Here is a 16600-nt window from a genome sequence, read left to right as displayed (position 1 = left end):
TGCGCTTGATCCGCCGCGGGCGTTGCGTCCAAATAGCCGGCGCACGATGCCCACCAAGAAGAAGCGTCCCAGACGCAAGTCGGAGAAGCCCCCGCCCCAACGTCGGCGCGGTCCGGCGAAGCCGAAGCGCTCCGGCACCCGGCGCGCCCCCGTGATTCGTACCGGGGCTTCGTTGCAGTACAAAGTGGTCGAGCTGTCCACGGTGGACGAGGGGGCGCTGGAGCGCACCCTGAACGAGTGGACGGCGAAGGGCTGGAACCTGGACGGCGTGCAGTTCGCGATGCGCGAGTCCTCCAAGCGGCCGGCCATGGCGTTCATCTTCTTCACCCGGGAAGGCGTGGCGGCGGCGCCGGACGAGGACGCCGCGCGGGCGAAGCTCTTGCGCCTGTCCGAGTCGGGGCCGACGTCGGCGGGGAATGCGTGGACGCCGGGCGAGGGTTCCCATCCTCCGTTCCATCCCTTGAGCGCGCATGAGCGGCTGGCGCGGCTGGCGGGGTTGGACGAGCCGGAGCCACCCGAGGAGGGTCTCACGTTGGAGCCCGAGGAGTGAGCGCGCCCCCAGAGCGCATCCTGATGGCGGCCAGCCGTGGCGGTGGCCGCGCGTTGAGGCTCGTCGTCGAGGACAGTGAGCCGGGCTCGCCGTACCCGAAGGCGTCCTTGTGGCTGCGCCTTGGCGCGCGCGCGGTGGACGTGGCGGTGGCGTGGGGCCTGTATGTCGTGTGCGGCCGCGCGGGCTCCGTCGTCGCGCTGCTGTTCCTCCTGCTCGCGGACGGGATGATCCAGGGCCAGAGCGTGGGCAAGCGCATCTTCGGCGTGAAGGTGATGCACCTGCCCACGCGCTCGGCGGCGCGACACCGCGACAGCACGCTGCGCAACGCGCCGCTGTCGCTCATCGTCTTGTTGGGGATGATGCCGGAGCCGCTGGGGCCGGTGGCCGCGGTGGCGGGGCTGGTCGTCATCGGCGGCATCGAGGCGTGGCGCGTGGTGAGGGATCCGCTCGGCTGGCGGCTCGGCGACACCTGGGCGCAGACGCAGGTGGTGGACGGGAAGGTTGTGGCGGGCGCAACCGTTGCAGCCCGCGACCCGGTGGCGCATCAGCGCGCGCCGGGCAGACTCATGTCCGCGGCGAAGGTGCGCCGCGGTCGCTCGCTCAAGAAGAGAAGGGGGCTACCGTGCGCATCGCGCTGACCCACAATCTCAGGTTGTCTGATTCGGAAGAAGAAGCGGAGTTCGACACCCAGGAGACGGTCAACGCGCTGGCGGCGGCCATCGAGCGGCTGGGCCACCGGCTGGAGCGCTTCGAGGTCAGCGGCCCCGCCTCGCGCACCGTGGCGCGGCTGGAGGCGTACAGCCCCGACCTCATCTTCAACACCGCCGAGGGCCGCCGCGGCCGCTTCCGCGAGGCGTTCTATCCCGCGCTCTTCGACGAGCTGGGCTTCCCGTACACGGGCTCGGACGCGTACGCGCTGGCGGTGACGCTGGACAAGCAGCTCACCAAGCTCGTGTTGTCCAAGCAGGGCATCCGCACCCCGGGCTGGCAGTACGTGGAGAAGCTCAGCGAGCTGACCGCGGAGAACCTGCGCTTCCCCGTCATCGTGAAGCCCAACTTCGAGGGCTCCTCCAAGGGCATCACCCAGGACTCCATCGCGGAGACGCTGGACGAGGTGCGCGCCAAGGTGTCCGCCGCGCTGGAGAAGTACCCCGCCGGCGTGCTGGTGGAGGAGTACATCCCGGGGCGCGACCTGACGGTGCCGTTCCTGGCCGCGGTGGACAACGACTACGACGGCGTGCTCACGCCCGTGGAGTACGTGGTGGACCCGGCGGTGACGGCGGGCCGGCGCTACGCCATCTACGACTACGAGCTGAAGACGAAGAAGGAGAGCGCCGTCTCGGTGCTCGCGCCCGCGCGCATCCCGGCGCGCACCGCCGAGGACGTGCGGAAGATGGCGCAGAAGATCTACCAGGCGCTCGACTGCAGGGATCTGGGCCGCATCGACTTCCGCCTGAGCGACGCGGGCGTGCCGTACTTCCTGGAGATCAACGCGCTGCCCAGCCTGGAGCCGGGCGCGGGCATCTACGCCTCCGCGGAGCTGGACGGTCTGCACCTGGACGGGGTCATCAACTCCATCATCCAGAGCGCGGCCAAGCGCTACAAGATCAAGGACTCCTCCCGGCGCCAGGGCAAGCCCGCGCGCAAGACGGGGCCCTTGCGCGTCGGCTTCACGTACAACGTCAAGCGCGTCAAGCCGAGCGCCCACGGCGAGGCGGTGGAGGACAGCGAGGCGGAGTACGACTCGCCCAACACGCTGCAGGCCATCCGCGAGGCGATTGCGTCCTGGGGTCACGAGGTCATCGACCTGGAGGCCACCGCGGAGCTGCCCACGGTGCTGTCGAGCACGCCGCTGGACATCGTCTTCAACATCGCCGAGGGCTTCAAGGGCCGCAACCGCGAGAGCCAGGTGCCGGCCATGCTGGAGCTCCTGGACATCCCGTACACGGGCAGCGATCCGGCGACGCTCTCCATCGCCTTGGACAAGGCGCTGGCGAAGAAGATCGTCCGTCAGGCGGGCATCCTCACGCCCAACTTCCAGCTGATGGCCACGGGCAAGGAGCGGCTCAACAAGGAGTTCACCACCTTCCCGCTCATCGTGAAGCCGGTGGCGGAGGGCAGCTCCAAGGGCGTCGTCACCAAGAGCGTCTGCCACAGCGAGGCGGAGCTGCGCGAGGTGGTGCGCGAGATCGCCAGCAAGTACCAGCAGCCGGCGCTCATCGAGGAGTACATCGGTGGGCGTGAGTTCACGGTGGGCCTGCTCGGCGAGCGGCGCCCGCGCGTGCTGCCGCCCATGGAAATCGTCTTCCTGGACAAGGGGGAGAAGAACCCCGTGTACAGCTTCCAGCACAAGCTGGATTGGACGGACCGCATCCGCTACGACGCGCCGGCCAAGCTGGAGCCCGCGCTGCTGGAGAAGCTGCGCACGGCCGCGCGCAGCTCGTTCATGGCGCTGGGATGCCGCGACGTCGCGCGCATCGACTTCCGCATGGACGACAAGGGGCGCATCTACTTCATCGAGTGCAACCCGCTGCCCGGCCTCACGCCCGGGTGGAGCGACCTGGTGCTCATCGCGCAAGGCGCGGGCATGGACTACCGCGCGCTCATCGGTGAGATCATGGCCCCCGCCATCCGCCGCTACAAGGAGCGCGCGTCGCGCCGCGCCGCCAGCGAGCACCCGCATCCCGTCGTGCAGCCAGGGCTGCACAAGGGCCCCGCGCTCGACGAGCACGCCGCGCCTGTCGCCACCTCGGCTCCGGTCGCGCCCGGGAGCAGCGCTGCGCCGAATGGCTCGAACACTCCCGTGAATGATGCCAGCACCGCGCCCGCGTCGACGGACGGCGTGCCGCGCATCGAAGCCAAGGCGTGATGCTCGGCCTCTCGGGGCCCTCCGAGGAGGGCCTTTCGAGCGCCTGAAGATATTACGCGGTCGGAGTGGTTGACGGTGGGTGATGGTCCGCTAGTGTGGCCGGCATGGTGCACATCCCCGAGTACATGGGACCGCGGGTTCGCGCCCGCGAGCTGGGACTTCCGTTGGGCCGGTTCAAGCCCGGCAAATACAACGCCATCACCGACGTGGAGGGCGTGCTCGTCGGCCACTGCACGCTCATCCAGGGCGACGGCCCGCTGAGGCCGGGGCACGGCCCGGTGCGCACGGGCGTGACGGCCATCATGCCCAACAAGGGCAACATCTTCATGGAGCGGATGACGGGAGGCGGCTTCGTGCTCAACGGCGCGGGCGAGGTCTCCGGCATGACGCAGCTCATGGAGTGGGGCCTCATCGAGACGCCCATCCTGCTCACCAACACCATGGCGGTGGGCGCGGTGTCGGACGGCGTGGCCCGCCACCTGGTGGAGCGCTACCCGGGCATCGGCGACGAGCACGACGTCATCATCCCCGTCGTCGGAGAGTGCGACGACTCGTGGCTCAACGACATCTCCGGCCGGCACGTGCGCGAGGAGCACGTCTTCGAGGCCATCCGCAACGCGGCGTCCGGCCCGGTGGCCGAGGGCAACGTGGGCGGCGGCACCGGCATGGTGACGTGCGACTTCAAGGGCGGCATCGGCACGTCGTCCCGCAAGCTGCCGGAGGTGCTGGGCGGCTACACGCTGGGCGTGCTGGTGATGTCCAACTTCGGGAAGATGCACAACCTGCGCGTGGGCGGCCTGCCCATGGGCGAGGTGCTGGCGGAGAAGTTCAAGGGCGCCCCCAAGCGCGGCACCACCTACGGCTCCATCATCGCGGTGGTCGCCACCGACGCGCCGCTGCTCAGCCATCAGATCAACCGCCTGTGCAAGCGCGTGGGCCTGGGCATCGGCCGGGTGGGCAGCTACGCGGCGCACGGCTCGGGCGAAATCGTGGTGGGCTTCTCCACCGCGAACATCATCCCGCGCCGCACGCAGAAGATGGTCTACAAGCTGAAGCTGCTGCTGGATCAGCGCCTGGACCCCCTCTACGAGGCGGTGATGGAGGCCACCGAGGAGGCCATCCTCAACGCCATGTGCATGGCCACCTCCATGACGGGCGCCAACGGCAACCACTGCCCGGCGCTCCCCCTGGACGAGGTCCGCCGCTTCCTGGACGCGTTCAAGCCCATCTTCGCCTCGGTCAAGAAGCGCCCCCAGCAGAGCAGCGCCCCCGCCTCCCGGGAGAAGCCCACCGACGAGGACCGGGAGGGGGAGGTGACGGTGTCCGCCGCCAGACCCACCCAGGTCCGGGGGGCGGAGGGCATTCCCTACCCGACGCGCCCCGCTCCCGAGGTGGCCGAGGGGGCGGCCCCAGGCCCCGAAACGGCCTCCGGACCCCCTCCGGAGGGTTCCTCTTCCGGGAGCCCTTCAGGTTCTGATAGTTAAGCGCCTCTTTTCACGTCTCCGTCATGGAGCACAGGAGTCAACGATGGCCCGCAGCAAGAGCAAGCACCGCCGCGTGCAGATGAAGATCAAGCAGGCCTGGAAGAAGCGGGCCAAGAAGAACAAGGCGGAGGCCAAGGCCGCCGCCGAGAAGAAGAAGTAGGCAGGTCCGCCCCGTTGGCGGCCCGTGGCGCTATTCCCGGGTCGCCGAGAACGGGGTGACGAAGCTGCACCGCTGGGGCGGCTCCACGCCCGGGCGCGAGAAGTTCCCCGTGAACGTCCCGTCGAGTCGCGCCGTGCCGCCGTCCCCCTCGGGGGACGTGTAGCGACCGGCGAGGCTCAGCGTGTCCATCCTCCCGCCGTCCTGTCCCGGGCCCGTGCCGGCCATGGAGAAGGAGCCCTCGGCGGAGATGGTCCCCAACAGTCCCACGCCTTCCAGGTTCCCGATGAGTCGGTCTGCCGAGCGGGTGACGTCCAGGGGCCTGTTGCGCGGCAGCTCCACACCCAGGTTGAGGCATTCGGCGGGCACCCCCGCGTCGCCGAAGGCCATGCGATAGCGGCCCTCCATCGCCGGACAGTCAGTGCACGGCGCGGCGGAGTCTCCGCAGCCCGGGGCGCCGAGTCCCAGGGCAGTGGCCAGTACCGCGAGGCCCGTCAGCGTCAAACGTCCAGTAGTCATGGGTGGTGTCCTCATGTGGGGGATGTCGGACTTCCCGGCGGGAAGCGCGATTCCTAGGTTGGAAGCGGGCAGTGGGCTCGTCGGGCGGGGTGGGGTGGGGCGGTGGCTGATTCGCGGCGGTGGTCGAACTACGTGTTCGCGGCGCTGTTTGCGCTGGCGTTGATTCTCTTCTCCAGGATTCTGTTGCCGTTCCTGATGCCGGTGTTGCTGGGCGGCTTCCTGGTCGTCCTGTTCATGCCGGTGCAGGACTACCTGTGTCAGAAGCTGCGGGGCCGCAAGCCCTTGTGCGCCGGGTTGTCCACCCTCACGGTATTCCTCCTCATCCTCGCGCCGCTGGCCCTCGTCGGGTGGATGGTGGCGCGTGAGGTGTTCCAGTTCGTCGGCCAGGCGCAGGACCTGCTCGAGCGGGTGGACCTGCGTCACCAGTTCGCCTCCAGCCTGCCCCGCGGCCTGAGCCGCTACATCCGGTTCGACCTGGAGAGCGCGCAGACGGAGCGCTCGCTGATGGCGGCGGTGACGGGCGGCGCGGCCCTGCTCAAGGACCTGGTGGGTGCGGGCACGGAGCTGGTCATCAACATGTTCCTGATGACGGTGGCCATGTACTACTTCTTCCTCGACGGTCGCCGGCTCGTCGCGGAGGTGACGCGGCTGATTCCGTTGGACCGCCGCTACTTCGAGGCCTTCTCGCGCGAGTTCACCGACGTCGCGTACGCCATCGTCTACGGCAACACCGTCACGGCGCTCATCCAGGGCGCGGTGGGCTTCGTGGGGTTGCTCATCGCCGGGGTGCCGCACGCGGGGGTGTGGGGCGCGGCCATGGTGCTGGTGGCGCTGGTGCCCGTGGGCGGCACGGCGCTGGTGTGGGGCCCCATCGGCGTGGTGTTCATCGCCATGGGCAAGGTGAGCGAGGGCGTCTTCCTGCTCGCGTGGGGCACCTTCCTGGTGGGGACCATCGACAACGTCATCCGCCCCCGGCTGTGCGGCTCGCGCATGGCACTGCACCCGCTGCTCGTCTTCCTGTCCATGTTCGGCGGTCTGGCCGTGTTCGGGATGATGGGGCTCCTGGTGGGGCCGCTCATCGCGTCCATCTTCATGGCGATGGTGCGCATCTACCGTCGCGACTTCCTGGGCATCGGCCGCGCGGCCTACGTGGCGGAGTCCACCGGGTCGGCGCGGGAGTCCACCGACGAGGAGGGGAGCGAGCCTGAGTCGGAGGGGCGGCCCGTGTCCGCTCCCTCGGTGGTGGGAGCCCCGGCGCACCTCAACGCCTGAGAGCGGACCGCCGGGCAAGCCTGGACATCGCGTGCGGGCTGGGTGAACCTTCCAGTCCCGAATGATGAACTCCCAACACGCGATGGTCCGCTGGGGCCTGGTGCTCTTCACGGCGGTGACGCTGGCCTCCCCGGGAGCGCTGGCGCAGGTCGTCAAGAAGAAGCGCGTGGTGCCCGCCCAGGTGGTGGCGCCCAAGGCGAAGGCGAAGCCGGCCAAGGCGCGGGAGGCGAAGTCCAGGAAGACGGCCACGCCCAGGGAGGCCCCCAAGCAGCTCGTCGTGTTGACGGTGGAGGGAGATCGCGGCGGGAAGGTCCGGGCACAGCTCGAGTCGGCCCTGCGCCGCGCGAAGCCGGTGAAGGTGGCGTCGCTGAAGCAGTACGCCACCCTCGGCAAGAAGGAAGGCCTGAAGGGCAACACCCTGTTCACCGACGCGCCCCTGGCCCGGGTGGCGCCGAGGATGAAGCTGGACGCGGCCGTCACTGGCACCGTGAGCGGCTCGAGCCTGACGGTGCGCGTGCTGGACGCGAGCGGCACCGTGCTGGGGGAGCAGGACGTGAAGCTGACGCGGGGCAGGCTCGCGCCCGCGGACGTGAAGCTGGCGGTGGCCGCGGTGGTCGAGGCGCTGAGTGGCGCGACGCGTCCGTTCGAGGAGCCCGTCACCCCGTCCGAGCCGCTCGCTCCCGTCGAGCCCGTGACGCCTCCGACGCCCGTCGCCGAGGCGCCCCGGACGCCGACGCCTCCGTCCGAGAAGCCGATGGAGACGCCGAAGCCGCTGGAGCCCGTGGCCGAGCGTCCCGTGGAGAGCCCGAAGCCGCTGGAGCCCGAGCGCCCGAAGCCCGCTCCGAAGGCGCCCGACATGGTGGCCATCGGCCCCCAGCCGAAGGACGGACCTCCGCCGATGGACGAGGAGCCCGAGTCGCACACGACGACGGACCCGTTCCTCGAGGTGGAGCTGGACACGGGCTCGGGTGGCACCGTGGGCGAGGAGCCGCCGCGTCCGCCGCTGGCCCGGCTCACGCTGGGCGGCACGACGACGTGGCGGAAGTACTGCACGCGTCCGGGCGTGAAGTCCTGCGGCGAGTTCGACCGCAAGCCCGAGGAGGAGCAGGTCGGAGATCGCGCCGACTACGAGTCCTCCGTGCCGTACCTGGGCATCTCCGCGGAGCTGGAGCTGTTGCCCTTCGCGCGCCGTCCCTCCGCGTTGCGCGGCCTGGGCGCGGTGCTGGGCTACCGGCGCGGGTATGCCTCCACCAACGTGACGCTGTTCAACGACGTGGGCCAGTCCGCCACGCGTGAGGTGGTGGCCACCGACTCGGTGCTCACCGCGCAGGCGATGTACCGCTACTTCTTCGGCTTCGGCTCGTCGCGCCAGCTGCTGGGCTACGCCGGGGTGAAGGCGGGCCTGCTCACGCGCGCGTTCGACGTGGAGGAGGACGCGGACAGTCCGCTGTCCAGCACGCATCGCTTGTACCCGGCGGTGGGCCTGGAGGTCTCCGTGCCGCTGCTTCGTCAGGTGCGGCTGGAGGCCGCGGGGCAGCTCTTCATCAGCCCGAAGCCCGGCCAGGGGTTCGATGACGAGGGCGGCGCGCTGGACCTGGAGGTGAGTGACTACGGTACGTCAGTGTCGACGTTCGGCTGGGAGGCGGAGCTGGGCGTCGCCGGCGAGCTGTGGGGCCCGTTCGGCTACCAGCTGCGCTTCAAGCTGTCGCATTACAAGGATACCTTCAGTGGCCCGGGCGCGCGCATCGGCTGGGACAACGGAGGCGTGGCCGAGGACACGTACTCCAGCATCCACTGGGGACTCACGGCGTCGTATTGACGACCGAGCGGATCACGGGCGCGAGGATGGAAGCGCTCGCGCCGCGGCCCACACCGGACGGATGGCGACGGAGACCGCCGTCACCACCTCCGAGAGTCGCTCGGGGCGTCCCTCGGCCTGACTGGCCCGATAGCGCGCCCACTTCTCCAGGCTCCACGGACTCTGGCCCAGCTCGCCGGACACCAGCCGCTCCATCACGTCCAGCGAGTCTCCGCGCGAGTCGAACGCGAGCCGCAGCGCCGCGGGCAACAGCGCGGACTCCAGCGGCGCGTGACGCGTGAGCAGGTACACGTCGAACAGGTCCTTGGGGCGGAAGCGTCCCTTGCCTCGCTCGAAGAGGCCGTGGAGCTTCCACGCGAGCAACGTCTCGGGACGACACGCGAGCACGCGCGCGGTGGTGCCGTCGTCCGTCGCGTAGTCCAACCAGGCGGGCGGCGGATTCATCGGGTCGCCGAAGCCGGTGTCGATGCGCAGCAGCTGAGGGGACTCTTCGCCGGGCAGCCACGTCTCCACGTGGATGCGCACGCCGGGGAATGGTGTCTCCGCCCAGATGACCTCCGAGCGCAGGGCGCCGAAGACGAAGCCATCTCCGACGTCCACGCCCAGCACGTCCACGAACCGGTCCACCGTGTCGCCCTCGTGGAAGGGGAAGGCCGCGAGGAAGTCCAGGTCCTCCACCGGGCGCGGGACGGGGCCGCTCCACAGTCGCATCATCAGCCCGCCCCGCAGGATGAGGTGAGGGGCCTGGGACGTGCGCGCGAGCCGACGGAGCGCGGCGGCGCTGGCGCGGAGCGGGAAGGGCAGGGGGCTCATGTCGAGGTCTCCAGCCAGCCCCGGTCCAGCGCGTGGTTGGAGTCGTAGACGGTGTACTCGCGCAGCCGCTGCGTCAGCGGCAGACCCAGCCCCGAGAGGTCCTCCAAGAGCGCGTCGAAGCGCGCATCCGCCTTCACCTTGCCCAGGCCGTGGACGCGGAGCGTGACGAAGCGCTCGGAGGCGCCGTCCTCGCGCACCTTGCGCGCGTTGCGGGACAGGTGGGCACCATGGCTCGCGCAGCGGGCCTGCAGGGCCTCCAGGTCCGCGCCGTGCGCGGGGAGCAGGACCTTCACGTGGAACTCGAAGTAGTTGGACGGCTGGGCGAGCGCCGCGGCGTCGTCCTCCGGCATGTCGCGGTTCTTGCCCAGGGCCTCCAGCTTCATTCGCGTCACGTCGAAGCCGTCGCTGGCGAGAGCGCGCGCCATGTCCCTGACCTCCTCCAGCGCATGGCGGAGCGTGCCGTGGTGGTACGAGGCCGTCATGGGTTGGAACGGCTCGGCGCCTCGGCCCAGCTCGATGAAGATGCACTTCACGGAAGCCGCGTCGCAGAACGCGCGGAAGCGCCGCAGGTCCTCCTCCGAGCGGGCGGAGACGGTGAGGTGGGCCTCGTAGGCGCCGCCCGGGGACGCGGGGCGCAGCAGGTCGGCCAGCTCCAGGTAGGGCCGGTGGCGCATGTTGAGGAAGAACTTGTTGCGCTCCATCTCCGCGAGCGTGCGCTGGTAGCCATCCGGCAGCCACGCGTTGTCCCAGCCGAAGCCGCCGCTGCCACGCGGCTCGGTGAGCAGCATGCCCTCGATGGCGTCCTCGAAGATGCGGACGTGGTCCGGATGCCCGTCCTCGCTGAAGGCCACGGCCACGCGCGTGCGCCCACGACGGCCACCGTGCTCGGAGAGGAAGTCCTGCATGCCCCGCTCGAGCAGCTCCTTCTTGAAGCGCGCGCCGGTGAAGCAGGTGCCGTCATCCAGCTCCAGGGCGGTGGTCTCCACGAAGCATGGCGCGCCCAGCACGGCGGAGGCCGCCAGCACCTTGCGCTTCGCGATGCTCGCGAGGTCCAACGGGCCCGGGCCCTGGAGCTCCGCGTCGGAGAGGCCGGGCAGCGCGAGCTTCCTGGGCGAGACGTCGAGTCCCGCCAGCAGTCGGCCGACCTCGTCGGCCTTGTAGCGGTTCCCGGTGACGAAGAGGGCCCGGCTCATGGAAGCACTTCCCGCGCAGAGGGCGCCGACGGGCGCCAGTTCCAGTGGGCGGGTCGCCCGGTGTTCTCGGGCAGGAGGCTCCCGTCCACCTTGTCGCGACGGACATACTTGGTCAGCAGCTCCACCCTGACACCCTTGCCGACCTGTCGCTCCAGGCGCCACACCGCGCCCTCCACGGGGTCCTCCGCCCCATGGAAGCCTCCCGACGCGAGGCGGCCCAGGGCGGACTCGATGTCGAGCGGGCCGCCCTCGTGGATGAGCCCTGGCGTGACGAAGCCGCCCGCACCGACTCGGGCGGTGAGCTGCTCCCACGGCAGGCGCTGTCCCTGGTGCATCAGGTCGAACACGACGAACGGCTCGTGCGGCAGCGCGTAGCGGGTGCCATGGGCGAGCGCGAGCCACTCGCCGACCATCCACTCGCCGGGTTGGAGCACGGCCCTGAAGCGCTCGGCATGGAGGGAGACCCAGTCCGCCCACATCCTACGGGCCTCGTTGGGGGAGCTCGCGGCGAGGCGCCCCTCGCGACCGAGCGCGACGACTTCATCCCCGAGCCTCGCGGCGGCGACACACGAGCCGTCCAGCTTCTCCAGGACGATGACGCGGTCCTTCTCGTCGCGAAGGCGCTCGGTGCAGACGCGGGCCAGCGCGGTGCTCAGGTGGTGGTCGGCGGGACCCGTGCGCGAGCCGGGCAGGTGGGGAATCGAGCCGTAGGCCTTGCGACCCAGCGGGCGGAGCGGAGCGTCGGGCGGTGTCACCACCCCGGAATCATGCCCTGCTCCGGTGCGCCGTGTCGGGCGCTCACTGCACGCGCCACACGGTGGGGCGGGGCCGCTCGGCCTTCTTCTCGCGAGGCGGGCGCGGCAGGGGCGCGGAGGCCCACTCCGGGACGAGCTCGTCCATGAAGAACAGGTCCTCGCCCAGGCCGTCGACGCGCACCTGGATGAGCGGGTCCGCGGGGTACTGGGCCACGGGGTCGTCGTATACGAGCGCCACGACGACGCCGGTGTGGCCCAGGAAGCCGGCGCTGATGGTGCCGTCGGACGAGTGGGCGACGACCTTCACGCGCTCGCCAATCCTCACCGGCGCGCCGTCCACGTTCGTGCTCACGATGAGGGAGGGGTCGTTCATGGGGCGTAGGAGCGGGGCTTGAGGGTGCGTGAAACGACGAGGGCCACCACACAGATGAGCCCCCAGGCGAACAGGTGGTAGCCCGCGACGTGGCGCCAGTCCTGCTCGCAGGCCAGCTCACCGACGAAGGCGCCCGTCGTGCCGACGGACAGCCCAGCGCACAGGGCGCGCAGCGGCTGGAACGCGGCCCCGCGCAGCACCACCACGGCCATCACCAGGGGGATGATGCCCACGGCCAGGTGGCTCGCGGTGCACACCCAGCCGGGCAGGGATGGAGGCGTCGTCGGAGAGCCACGCGCGAGCACGAGCGTCGCCGCGCAGGCCATGGCCAGTCCCACGGCGGCCCGACGCAAATCCCGTCCGCGCGGAGACAGCGCGCCCCAGGCACACACGCCGCTCGTCACGAGCAACAGGAGCAACAGCGGCGCGCGCGTCCACAGGGCCGCCGCGCTGACCGCGCCCACCGCCAGCATCACCCCGGCGGCCAGCAGCGCGATGCCTCCCGAGGACGCCATCATCCACGTGGCCAGGGTGCGCCAGCTCCGCACGGGCTTGCGCAGCGCCAGCTCGCTCCGGGCGCTCGCGAGGGCGCGCTCCAGCGCCGCGGTGTCCGGCGGGCGGGGCTCCTCCTGGAGCAGGGCGTCGATGTCCATGGGCGTCTTCATCGCGCCTCTCCCAGCCCTCCGAGCAGCTCCCGGAGCTTCTCGTATCCCCGATGCGCCCGCAGCCGCGCGGCGCCGGCGCTGATGCCCCGGAGCGCGGCAATCTCCTCGAACGACCAGCCCTCCACCTTGCTCAGCACCACCGCCTCGCGGTGGTCGGGAGGAAGCTGTTGTAACGCGTCCAGCAGGTGCCGGCGCAGCGACGGGTCCCCGGAGGGTGGGGGCGCGGATGTAGGAGCGCCTGTGCCCTCTCCGGAGGAGTAGGCGTCCACGTGCTGACGGTGGCGCAGTGCATCGCGCGCGGCGTTGGCGGCGATGGTCATCAACCAGGGGGAGAAGCGGGTGCCGCGCTCATAGCGGCCGCGGGCCCGGACGACGGACAGGAAGGTGGTCTGCAAGAGGTCCTCGGCGAGCGAGCCGTCGCGCACCATCCGCGTCAGGAAGCCCTGCACCCGCCCCGAGTGACGGGCGAAGAGGGCCTCGAAGGCGTCTTGTGCACCAGCGCAGAACCGTTCCATGAGCTCTTCGTCCGAGGGACTCCCCATCACCCGGCTCATGGACGGCCCACCCTGAAATGTGTTTCCGGAGTCCCCCAGGCCCCTCGGAGAGCCTGTGTCGGGCACCCGATGCAGGGATGCCCGACGAGGCGGCGCGCCAGCCCGCCAGGGCCTATCCGGGCATCAGCACCAGGCGGGCGATCTCGGGCGGGGCCCCCACGCGCATCGGCGGGCCCACGAAGCCGCAGCCGCGGCTGACGTAGATCTGCGAGTCGCCCGTGCGGCTGAGCCCCGCGTTGCGCTCCCGCCAGATGAGGTCTCCCACCACGTTGCCCGGGAACATCTGGCCACCGTGGGTGTGGCCGGAGACCTGGAGCCCCACGCCTCGCCGGGCGACTTCGTCGAAGTTGGAGGGCTGGTGCGCCAGCAGCACCGAGGCCTGGTCCGGGCTCACCTCGCGCAGCGCCGCGTCCAGGTCGTATCCGGGCAGACCCATCCGGTCCGCGCTCCAGTCGTCCACGCCCGCGAGCATGAACGATGCGCTCGCGTCGCCGATGGACACGGCGCGATTGCGCAACACGTTGATGCCCAGACGCTCCAGGTAGGCGACCCATGACGATGCGCCCGAATAGTAGTCATGGTTTCCGGTGACGAAGTACACCCCATGTCGCGCGCGCAGGGCGCCGAAGCCGGCCACGTAGGCCCCCAGGTCCGCCACGGTGCCGTCGACCAGGTCCCCGGTGATGGCGATGACGTCCGGCTTCAGCGCGTTGGTGCGCGCCACCAGCTCGTCCACGAAGTGGCGCTGGAGCACGTCCCCCACGTGGATGTCGGTGAGCTGCACCAGGGTGAAGCCGTCCAGCGCCCGAGGCAGCCGGGGCAGGCGCACCGGGGTGTCGCGTACGTCGGGCGGATGGAAGGCCCGCCAGGCGCCGAACGAGGTCGTCGCCACGCCCGCCAGGCCCGCGCCCAAGGCCAGGCCACCGGTGATGATGGCGCGGCGCTCGGGAGAGGGCGGACCCGAGGCGGGCTGCTCGGTGGGCGGTGCGGCACGGCGCGCGAGCCTGCGCCTGCCACGCTCGAGCAGCTCCGCCCCCAGCGTGAAGAAGAGCAGGTACATCACCAGCCCCATCCACGCGAGCAGGCCGATGCCCACCGCGCGCGTCAGGTCCGAGGGGAACAGGCTCCCCAGGAAGCGGAAGCCCACCGCGCCGAGGAAGCCGAGCGAGAAGAGCACCTGTGCGGCGCGCCGCGGCGCCTGGCGCGGGATGAGGTCCCTCACCAGCCGGCGGTAGAGGTAGACATGGGCGCCCGCCATCAGCGCGAGCACGGGGACGAAGAACAGGAGGAGGCTGAGCCAGCGGGGCATCGCGCTCCTGAATAGCGGAAGCCCTCGGCCCGTGCCCGTGCATTTCGCCAGCGGTCTCTCCAGTGGCTCCAGACGCCCCTGGCGGCAGGCAGGCGGTCGCACTTCCGCTTTCGCGAACGGACGCATCGGGGCAGGCTTGGGACTGTTCATCGCGGGCCTCGCGGCCCGCGCTCCTTTCCGAGGACCTCCAATGCTTCGTCGCTTCGTGCTGCTCTGTGCCCTGGTGCTCCCGCTGGTGGGGTGTGGAGATGACCCCAAGGAGCCCACGCCGGTGGGCAACCCGGACGATGGTGATCCGACGAAGGTGACGTACGCGGCGAGCCTGAACGTGGACCTGGCGGCGATGACGCGCCTGGACAGCGGCCTCTTCCTCCTGGACCAGGAGGTGGGCACGGGCCCCGAGGCCGTCGCGGGCAGGCGCGTCCAGGTGCACTACACGGGCTGGTTTCCGGACGGCACGCGCTTCACGACCTCCGAGGGCGGGCCCGCGCTGGCCTTCGACCTGGGGGCGGGGTACGTCATCAAGGGGTGGGATCAGGGCATCGTGGGCATGCGCGTGGGGGGCAAGCGCCGCCTCATCCTCCCGTATGACCTGGCCTACGGCGCGGAGGGCAACCCGCCGAGGATTCCCCCCTACGCGGTGCTCATCTTCGACACGGAGCTCGTCTCGGTCCGCTGAAGGCCGCGCCTCGTCCTCGCGTCCACTTGACGGGCGCCCCGGAGGCTCCTCGGTGAAACAAGGGGTGATATAGCCGCCCCACGTCTGCCGGGGAGTCGGGTCGTCCGAGGAGGAGTCCCGACTTGGGGGTTTCATCCTCCGGCGAGGGGGACGCAATGTCGGGTTCCGAGTCGGAAGTGGTCGAGGGGAATGGGGAGAGGGCCGGGGCGGAGGGAACGCTCCAGGCGCTGCAGGCCCTGATGGGGCTGGAGTCCGCCGCGACGGCCGCCCGGCTCTATGAAGAGCTGAGCGCGGCCCAGCGCGAGCGGCTGCTGCGGGACGCGGCGCTGGCCCCCGCGCGAGAGCGCCAGCAACTGTCGGAGGTCCTGTCGTGGGCGCGTGACTTCGCGGGCGCCGCGCGGCTGTTGCAGGGCTGTGGCGAGGAGTCGCGGATGGCGGCGCTCTACGTCCAGGGCGGACAGTACGTGGACGCGGCGGAGGCCTTCCTGCGCGCGGGTGAGCCGGAGCGCGCGGCCGCGGCCTTCGAGCGGGGTGGCGCGCTGGAGCGGGCCCTGGAGGTGTACCGGGGGCTCGGCTCGCGCGAGCAGGTGGCGCACTGCCTGGTCCGCCTGGGGCGTCCGCACGAGGGCGCGCTCCTGTATCGCGAGCTGGGCCAGCCCCACGCGGAGGTGGAGGCGCTGGGGTGCGTGCCCGCGGGGGACGCGCGCCACATCGAGTCGGTGCTGCGCATGTGCATGCTGCTGGACGCGGAGGGCTTCACGCGTCGGGCGCTGGCGCTGCTCGCGGACACGCTGCGCGCCTCGGAGACGGCGCGTGGAGACCCGGCGCTGGCCGCGGAGAAGGCGCGGCTGCTGCGCCGCATGGGCATGGACGCGGAGGCAGAGGCCGTCATCGCCCGGCTCCCCGCGCAGAGCTCGTCGCCGGAGGCCAATGGGTACAACTACCTCAAGGCCATCCCCATCTTCGGCGAGCTGTCGCTGGAGGACATGAAGGACCTCTACCGCGTGGCGCGTCAGGTCCTCATCCCGGCGGGCGCCGTCATGCTGGAGAAGGGCGCGGCGGGCGTGGGCCTCTTCGTGCTGCTGGAGGGCACCGTGGACGTCTACACCGGCACGGAGGACGACGCGCGCCGGCTCAACACGCTGGGGCCGGGGGCCTACCTGGGGGAGATCTCCCTGGTCCAGGACGCGCCCGTATCGGCGCGGGTGAAGGCGCGCACGTCGGTGCGCGCGCTGCGCATCACCCGGGCGGGCTTCCAGCACTACCTGGACACGCACGAGGGCGCCGCGCTGCGCATCTTCCGGCTGTTCACGCAGAACCTCGCCGCGCGCGTGCGGGCCCTCAGCACCTGACGGCGCAGGCTCGCGATGCCTTGCGCCCTGGGACGTTGCGCGTGCCCGCCTGGACGCGCGTGCCCTGGGGCGAATTGACAATCACAGTCGTCTGCTTTATCTCAATCCCATCATGAGGCCCGTCTCCTTCACAGCCCTGCTGATGCGCGTCCCCGCGCCGGCGGCGGACGTGTGCCTTGCCCCCCGTCACGAGGTTCTGCTCGACATTTGAGCAGGCGGGCCGGAGTCCTTCCGGCG

The 16600-nt window shown here is 70.9% G+C and carries 17 protein-coding genes; 9 read left to right on the top strand and 8 right to left on the bottom strand.

Annotation, left to right across the window (positions count from 1 at the left end; genetic code table 11):
* The first annotated feature begins 46 nt into the window (after positions 1-46).
* From OWM54_RS00950 to OWM54_RS00930, 5 genes are all read left to right on the top strand, one after another.
* Positions 47-550 carry a hypothetical protein gene (locus tag OWM54_RS00950; RefSeq protein ID WP_267696353.1) on the top strand — a complete coding sequence of 168 codons (504 nt, stop codon included), beginning with the start codon at positions 47-49 and terminating at the stop codon, positions 548-550.
* 23 nt (positions 551-573) lie between these two features.
* Positions 574-1188, top strand: coding sequence for an RDD family protein (locus OWM54_RS00945; protein ID WP_223750038.1), 615 nt, complete (start codon positions 574-576; stop codon positions 1186-1188).
* Positions 1173-3419, top strand: coding sequence for a D-alanine--D-alanine ligase family protein (locus OWM54_RS00940; protein WP_223784414.1), 2247 nt, complete (start codon positions 1173-1175; stop codon positions 3417-3419). The genes OWM54_RS00945 and OWM54_RS00940 overlap by 16 nt, the downstream gene beginning before the upstream one ends.
* Positions 3420-3523: 104 nt before the next feature.
* Positions 3524-4903 (top strand): P1 family peptidase, encoded by a 1380-nt coding sequence (locus OWM54_RS00935; RefSeq protein ID WP_223749958.1) that lies wholly within the window; start codon positions 3524-3526, stop codon positions 4901-4903.
* 43 nt (positions 4904-4946) lie between these two features.
* The gene (locus tag OWM54_RS00930) at positions 4947-5063 is read left to right on the top strand and encodes a hypothetical protein (protein WP_046713536.1); all 117 of its coding nucleotides are present in this window, start codon (positions 4947-4949) and stop codon (positions 5061-5063) included.
* A gap of 30 nt (positions 5064-5093) precedes the next feature.
* On the opposite strand, the gene OWM54_RS00925 is transcribed toward OWM54_RS00930, so the two are convergent.
* On the bottom strand, positions 5094-5579 hold the full coding sequence (locus OWM54_RS00925) for a hypothetical protein (RefSeq protein WP_223749957.1): 486 nt from the start codon (positions 5577-5579) through the stop codon (positions 5094-5096).
* A gap of 102 nt (positions 5580-5681) precedes the next feature.
* Between OWM54_RS00925 and OWM54_RS00920 the strand changes: the two genes are divergently transcribed.
* Together OWM54_RS00920 and OWM54_RS00915 are read left to right on the top strand one after the other, a co-directional pair.
* Entirely contained in the window at positions 5682-6851 is a 1170-nt protein-coding gene (locus OWM54_RS00920; protein ID WP_267696352.1) for an AI-2E family transporter, read from the top strand.
* A 61-nt stretch (positions 6852-6912) separates the two neighbouring features.
* A complete protein-coding gene (locus tag OWM54_RS00915) occupies positions 6913-8670 on the top strand; it encodes a hypothetical protein (protein ID WP_267696351.1) in 1758 nt (585 codons plus the stop codon).
* 12 nt (positions 8671-8682) lie between these two features.
* Here the strand turns inward: OWM54_RS00915 and OWM54_RS00910 are convergent, their stop codons facing one another.
* From OWM54_RS00910 to OWM54_RS00880, 7 genes are all read right to left on the bottom strand, one after another.
* Positions 8683-9483 (bottom strand): nucleotidyl transferase AbiEii/AbiGii toxin family protein, encoded by an 801-nt coding sequence (locus tag OWM54_RS00910; RefSeq protein ID WP_223749954.1) that lies wholly within the window; start codon positions 9481-9483, stop codon positions 8683-8685.
* Positions 9480-10676: a non-canonical purine NTP pyrophosphatase gene (locus OWM54_RS00905; protein ID WP_267696350.1), complete on the bottom strand. Its 1197-nt coding sequence runs from the start codon at positions 10674-10676 to the stop codon at positions 9480-9482. Before OWM54_RS00905 ends, OWM54_RS00910 begins: the two co-directional genes overlap by 4 nt.
* Positions 10673-11431 carry an RNA ligase family protein gene (locus tag OWM54_RS00900; RefSeq protein WP_267696349.1) on the bottom strand — a complete coding sequence of 253 codons (759 nt, stop codon included), beginning with the start codon at positions 11429-11431 and terminating at the stop codon, positions 10673-10675. Before OWM54_RS00900 ends, OWM54_RS00905 begins: the two co-directional genes overlap by 4 nt.
* 43 nt (positions 11432-11474) lie before the next feature.
* Complete coding sequence (locus OWM54_RS00895; protein WP_223749951.1) at positions 11475-11804, bottom strand: Carotenogenesis protein CarS; 330 nt, start codon at positions 11802-11804, stop codon at positions 11475-11477.
* Entirely contained in the window at positions 11801-12469 is a 669-nt protein-coding gene (locus OWM54_RS00890; protein WP_141325045.1) for a DUF1109 domain-containing protein, read from the bottom strand. The genes OWM54_RS00895 and OWM54_RS00890 overlap by 4 nt, the downstream gene beginning before the upstream one ends.
* Positions 12466-13011: an RNA polymerase sigma factor gene (locus OWM54_RS00885; protein WP_223750037.1), complete on the bottom strand. Its 546-nt coding sequence runs from the start codon at positions 13009-13011 to the stop codon at positions 12466-12468. Before OWM54_RS00885 ends, OWM54_RS00890 begins: the two co-directional genes overlap by 4 nt.
* 124 nt (positions 13012-13135) lie before the next feature.
* Positions 13136-14332 (bottom strand): metallophosphoesterase, encoded by a 1197-nt coding sequence (locus tag OWM54_RS00880; protein ID WP_267696348.1) that lies wholly within the window; start codon positions 14330-14332, stop codon positions 13136-13138.
* Positions 14333-14522: 190 nt separating this feature from the next.
* Between OWM54_RS00880 and OWM54_RS00875 the strand changes: the two genes are divergently transcribed.
* Positions 14523-15011, top strand: coding sequence for an FKBP-type peptidyl-prolyl cis-trans isomerase (locus OWM54_RS00875; RefSeq protein WP_248545650.1), 489 nt, complete (start codon positions 14523-14525; stop codon positions 15009-15011).
* Between the two features lie 155 nt (positions 15012-15166).
* On the top strand, positions 15167-16363 hold the full coding sequence (locus tag OWM54_RS00870; RefSeq protein WP_267696347.1) for a cyclic nucleotide-binding domain-containing protein: 1197 nt from the start codon (positions 15167-15169) through the stop codon (positions 16361-16363).
* Positions 16364-16600: the final 237 nt, after the last annotated feature.

Origin of the sequence: Myxococcus sp. MISCRS1, assembly GCF_026626605.1 — a bacterium.
Taxonomy (GTDB): Bacteria; Myxococcota; Myxococcia; order Myxococcales; family Myxococcaceae; genus Myxococcus; species Myxococcus fulvus.
Note: the sequence above shows the minus strand (reverse complement) of the source record. Positions and strands in the feature narration are given on the sequence as shown.

Coding starts and splice junctions, on each gene's coding strand:
- OWM54_RS00870 (WP_267696347.1), top strand. CDS start 15,167: ATGTCGGGTTCCGAGTCGGAAGTGGTCGAGGGGAATGGGGAGAGGGCC.
- OWM54_RS00950 (WP_267696353.1), top strand. CDS start 47: ATGCCCACCAAGAAGAAGCGTCCCAGACGCAAGTCGGAGAAGCCCCCG.
- OWM54_RS00905 (WP_267696350.1), bottom strand. CDS start 10,676: ATGAGCCGGGCCCTCTTCGTCACCGGGAACCGCTACAAGGCCGACGAG.
- OWM54_RS00930 (WP_046713536.1), top strand. CDS start 4,947: ATGGCCCGCAGCAAGAGCAAGCACCGCCGCGTGCAGATGAAGATCAAG.
- OWM54_RS00880 (WP_267696348.1), bottom strand. CDS start 14,332: ATGCCCCGCTGGCTCAGCCTCCTCCTGTTCTTCGTCCCCGTGCTCGCG.
- OWM54_RS00910 (WP_223749954.1), bottom strand. CDS start 9,483: ATGAGCCCCCTGCCCTTCCCGCTCCGCGCCAGCGCCGCCGCGCTCCGT.
- OWM54_RS00890 (WP_141325045.1), bottom strand. CDS start 12,469: ATGAAGACGCCCATGGACATCGACGCCCTGCTCCAGGAGGAGCCCCGC.
- OWM54_RS00915 (WP_267696351.1), top strand. CDS start 6,913: ATGATGAACTCCCAACACGCGATGGTCCGCTGGGGCCTGGTGCTCTTC.
- OWM54_RS00875 (WP_248545650.1), top strand. CDS start 14,523: ATGCTTCGTCGCTTCGTGCTGCTCTGTGCCCTGGTGCTCCCGCTGGTG.
- OWM54_RS00885 (WP_223750037.1), bottom strand. CDS start 13,011: ATGGGGAGTCCCTCGGACGAAGAGCTCATGGAACGGTTCTGCGCTGGT.
- OWM54_RS00895 (WP_223749951.1), bottom strand. CDS start 11,804: ATGAACGACCCCTCCCTCATCGTGAGCACGAACGTGGACGGCGCGCCG.
- OWM54_RS00925 (WP_223749957.1), bottom strand. CDS start 5,579: ATGACTACTGGACGTTTGACGCTGACGGGCCTCGCGGTACTGGCCACT.
- OWM54_RS00945 (WP_223750038.1), top strand. CDS start 574: ATGGCGGCCAGCCGTGGCGGTGGCCGCGCGTTGAGGCTCGTCGTCGAG.
- OWM54_RS00935 (WP_223749958.1), top strand. CDS start 3,524: ATGGTGCACATCCCCGAGTACATGGGACCGCGGGTTCGCGCCCGCGAG.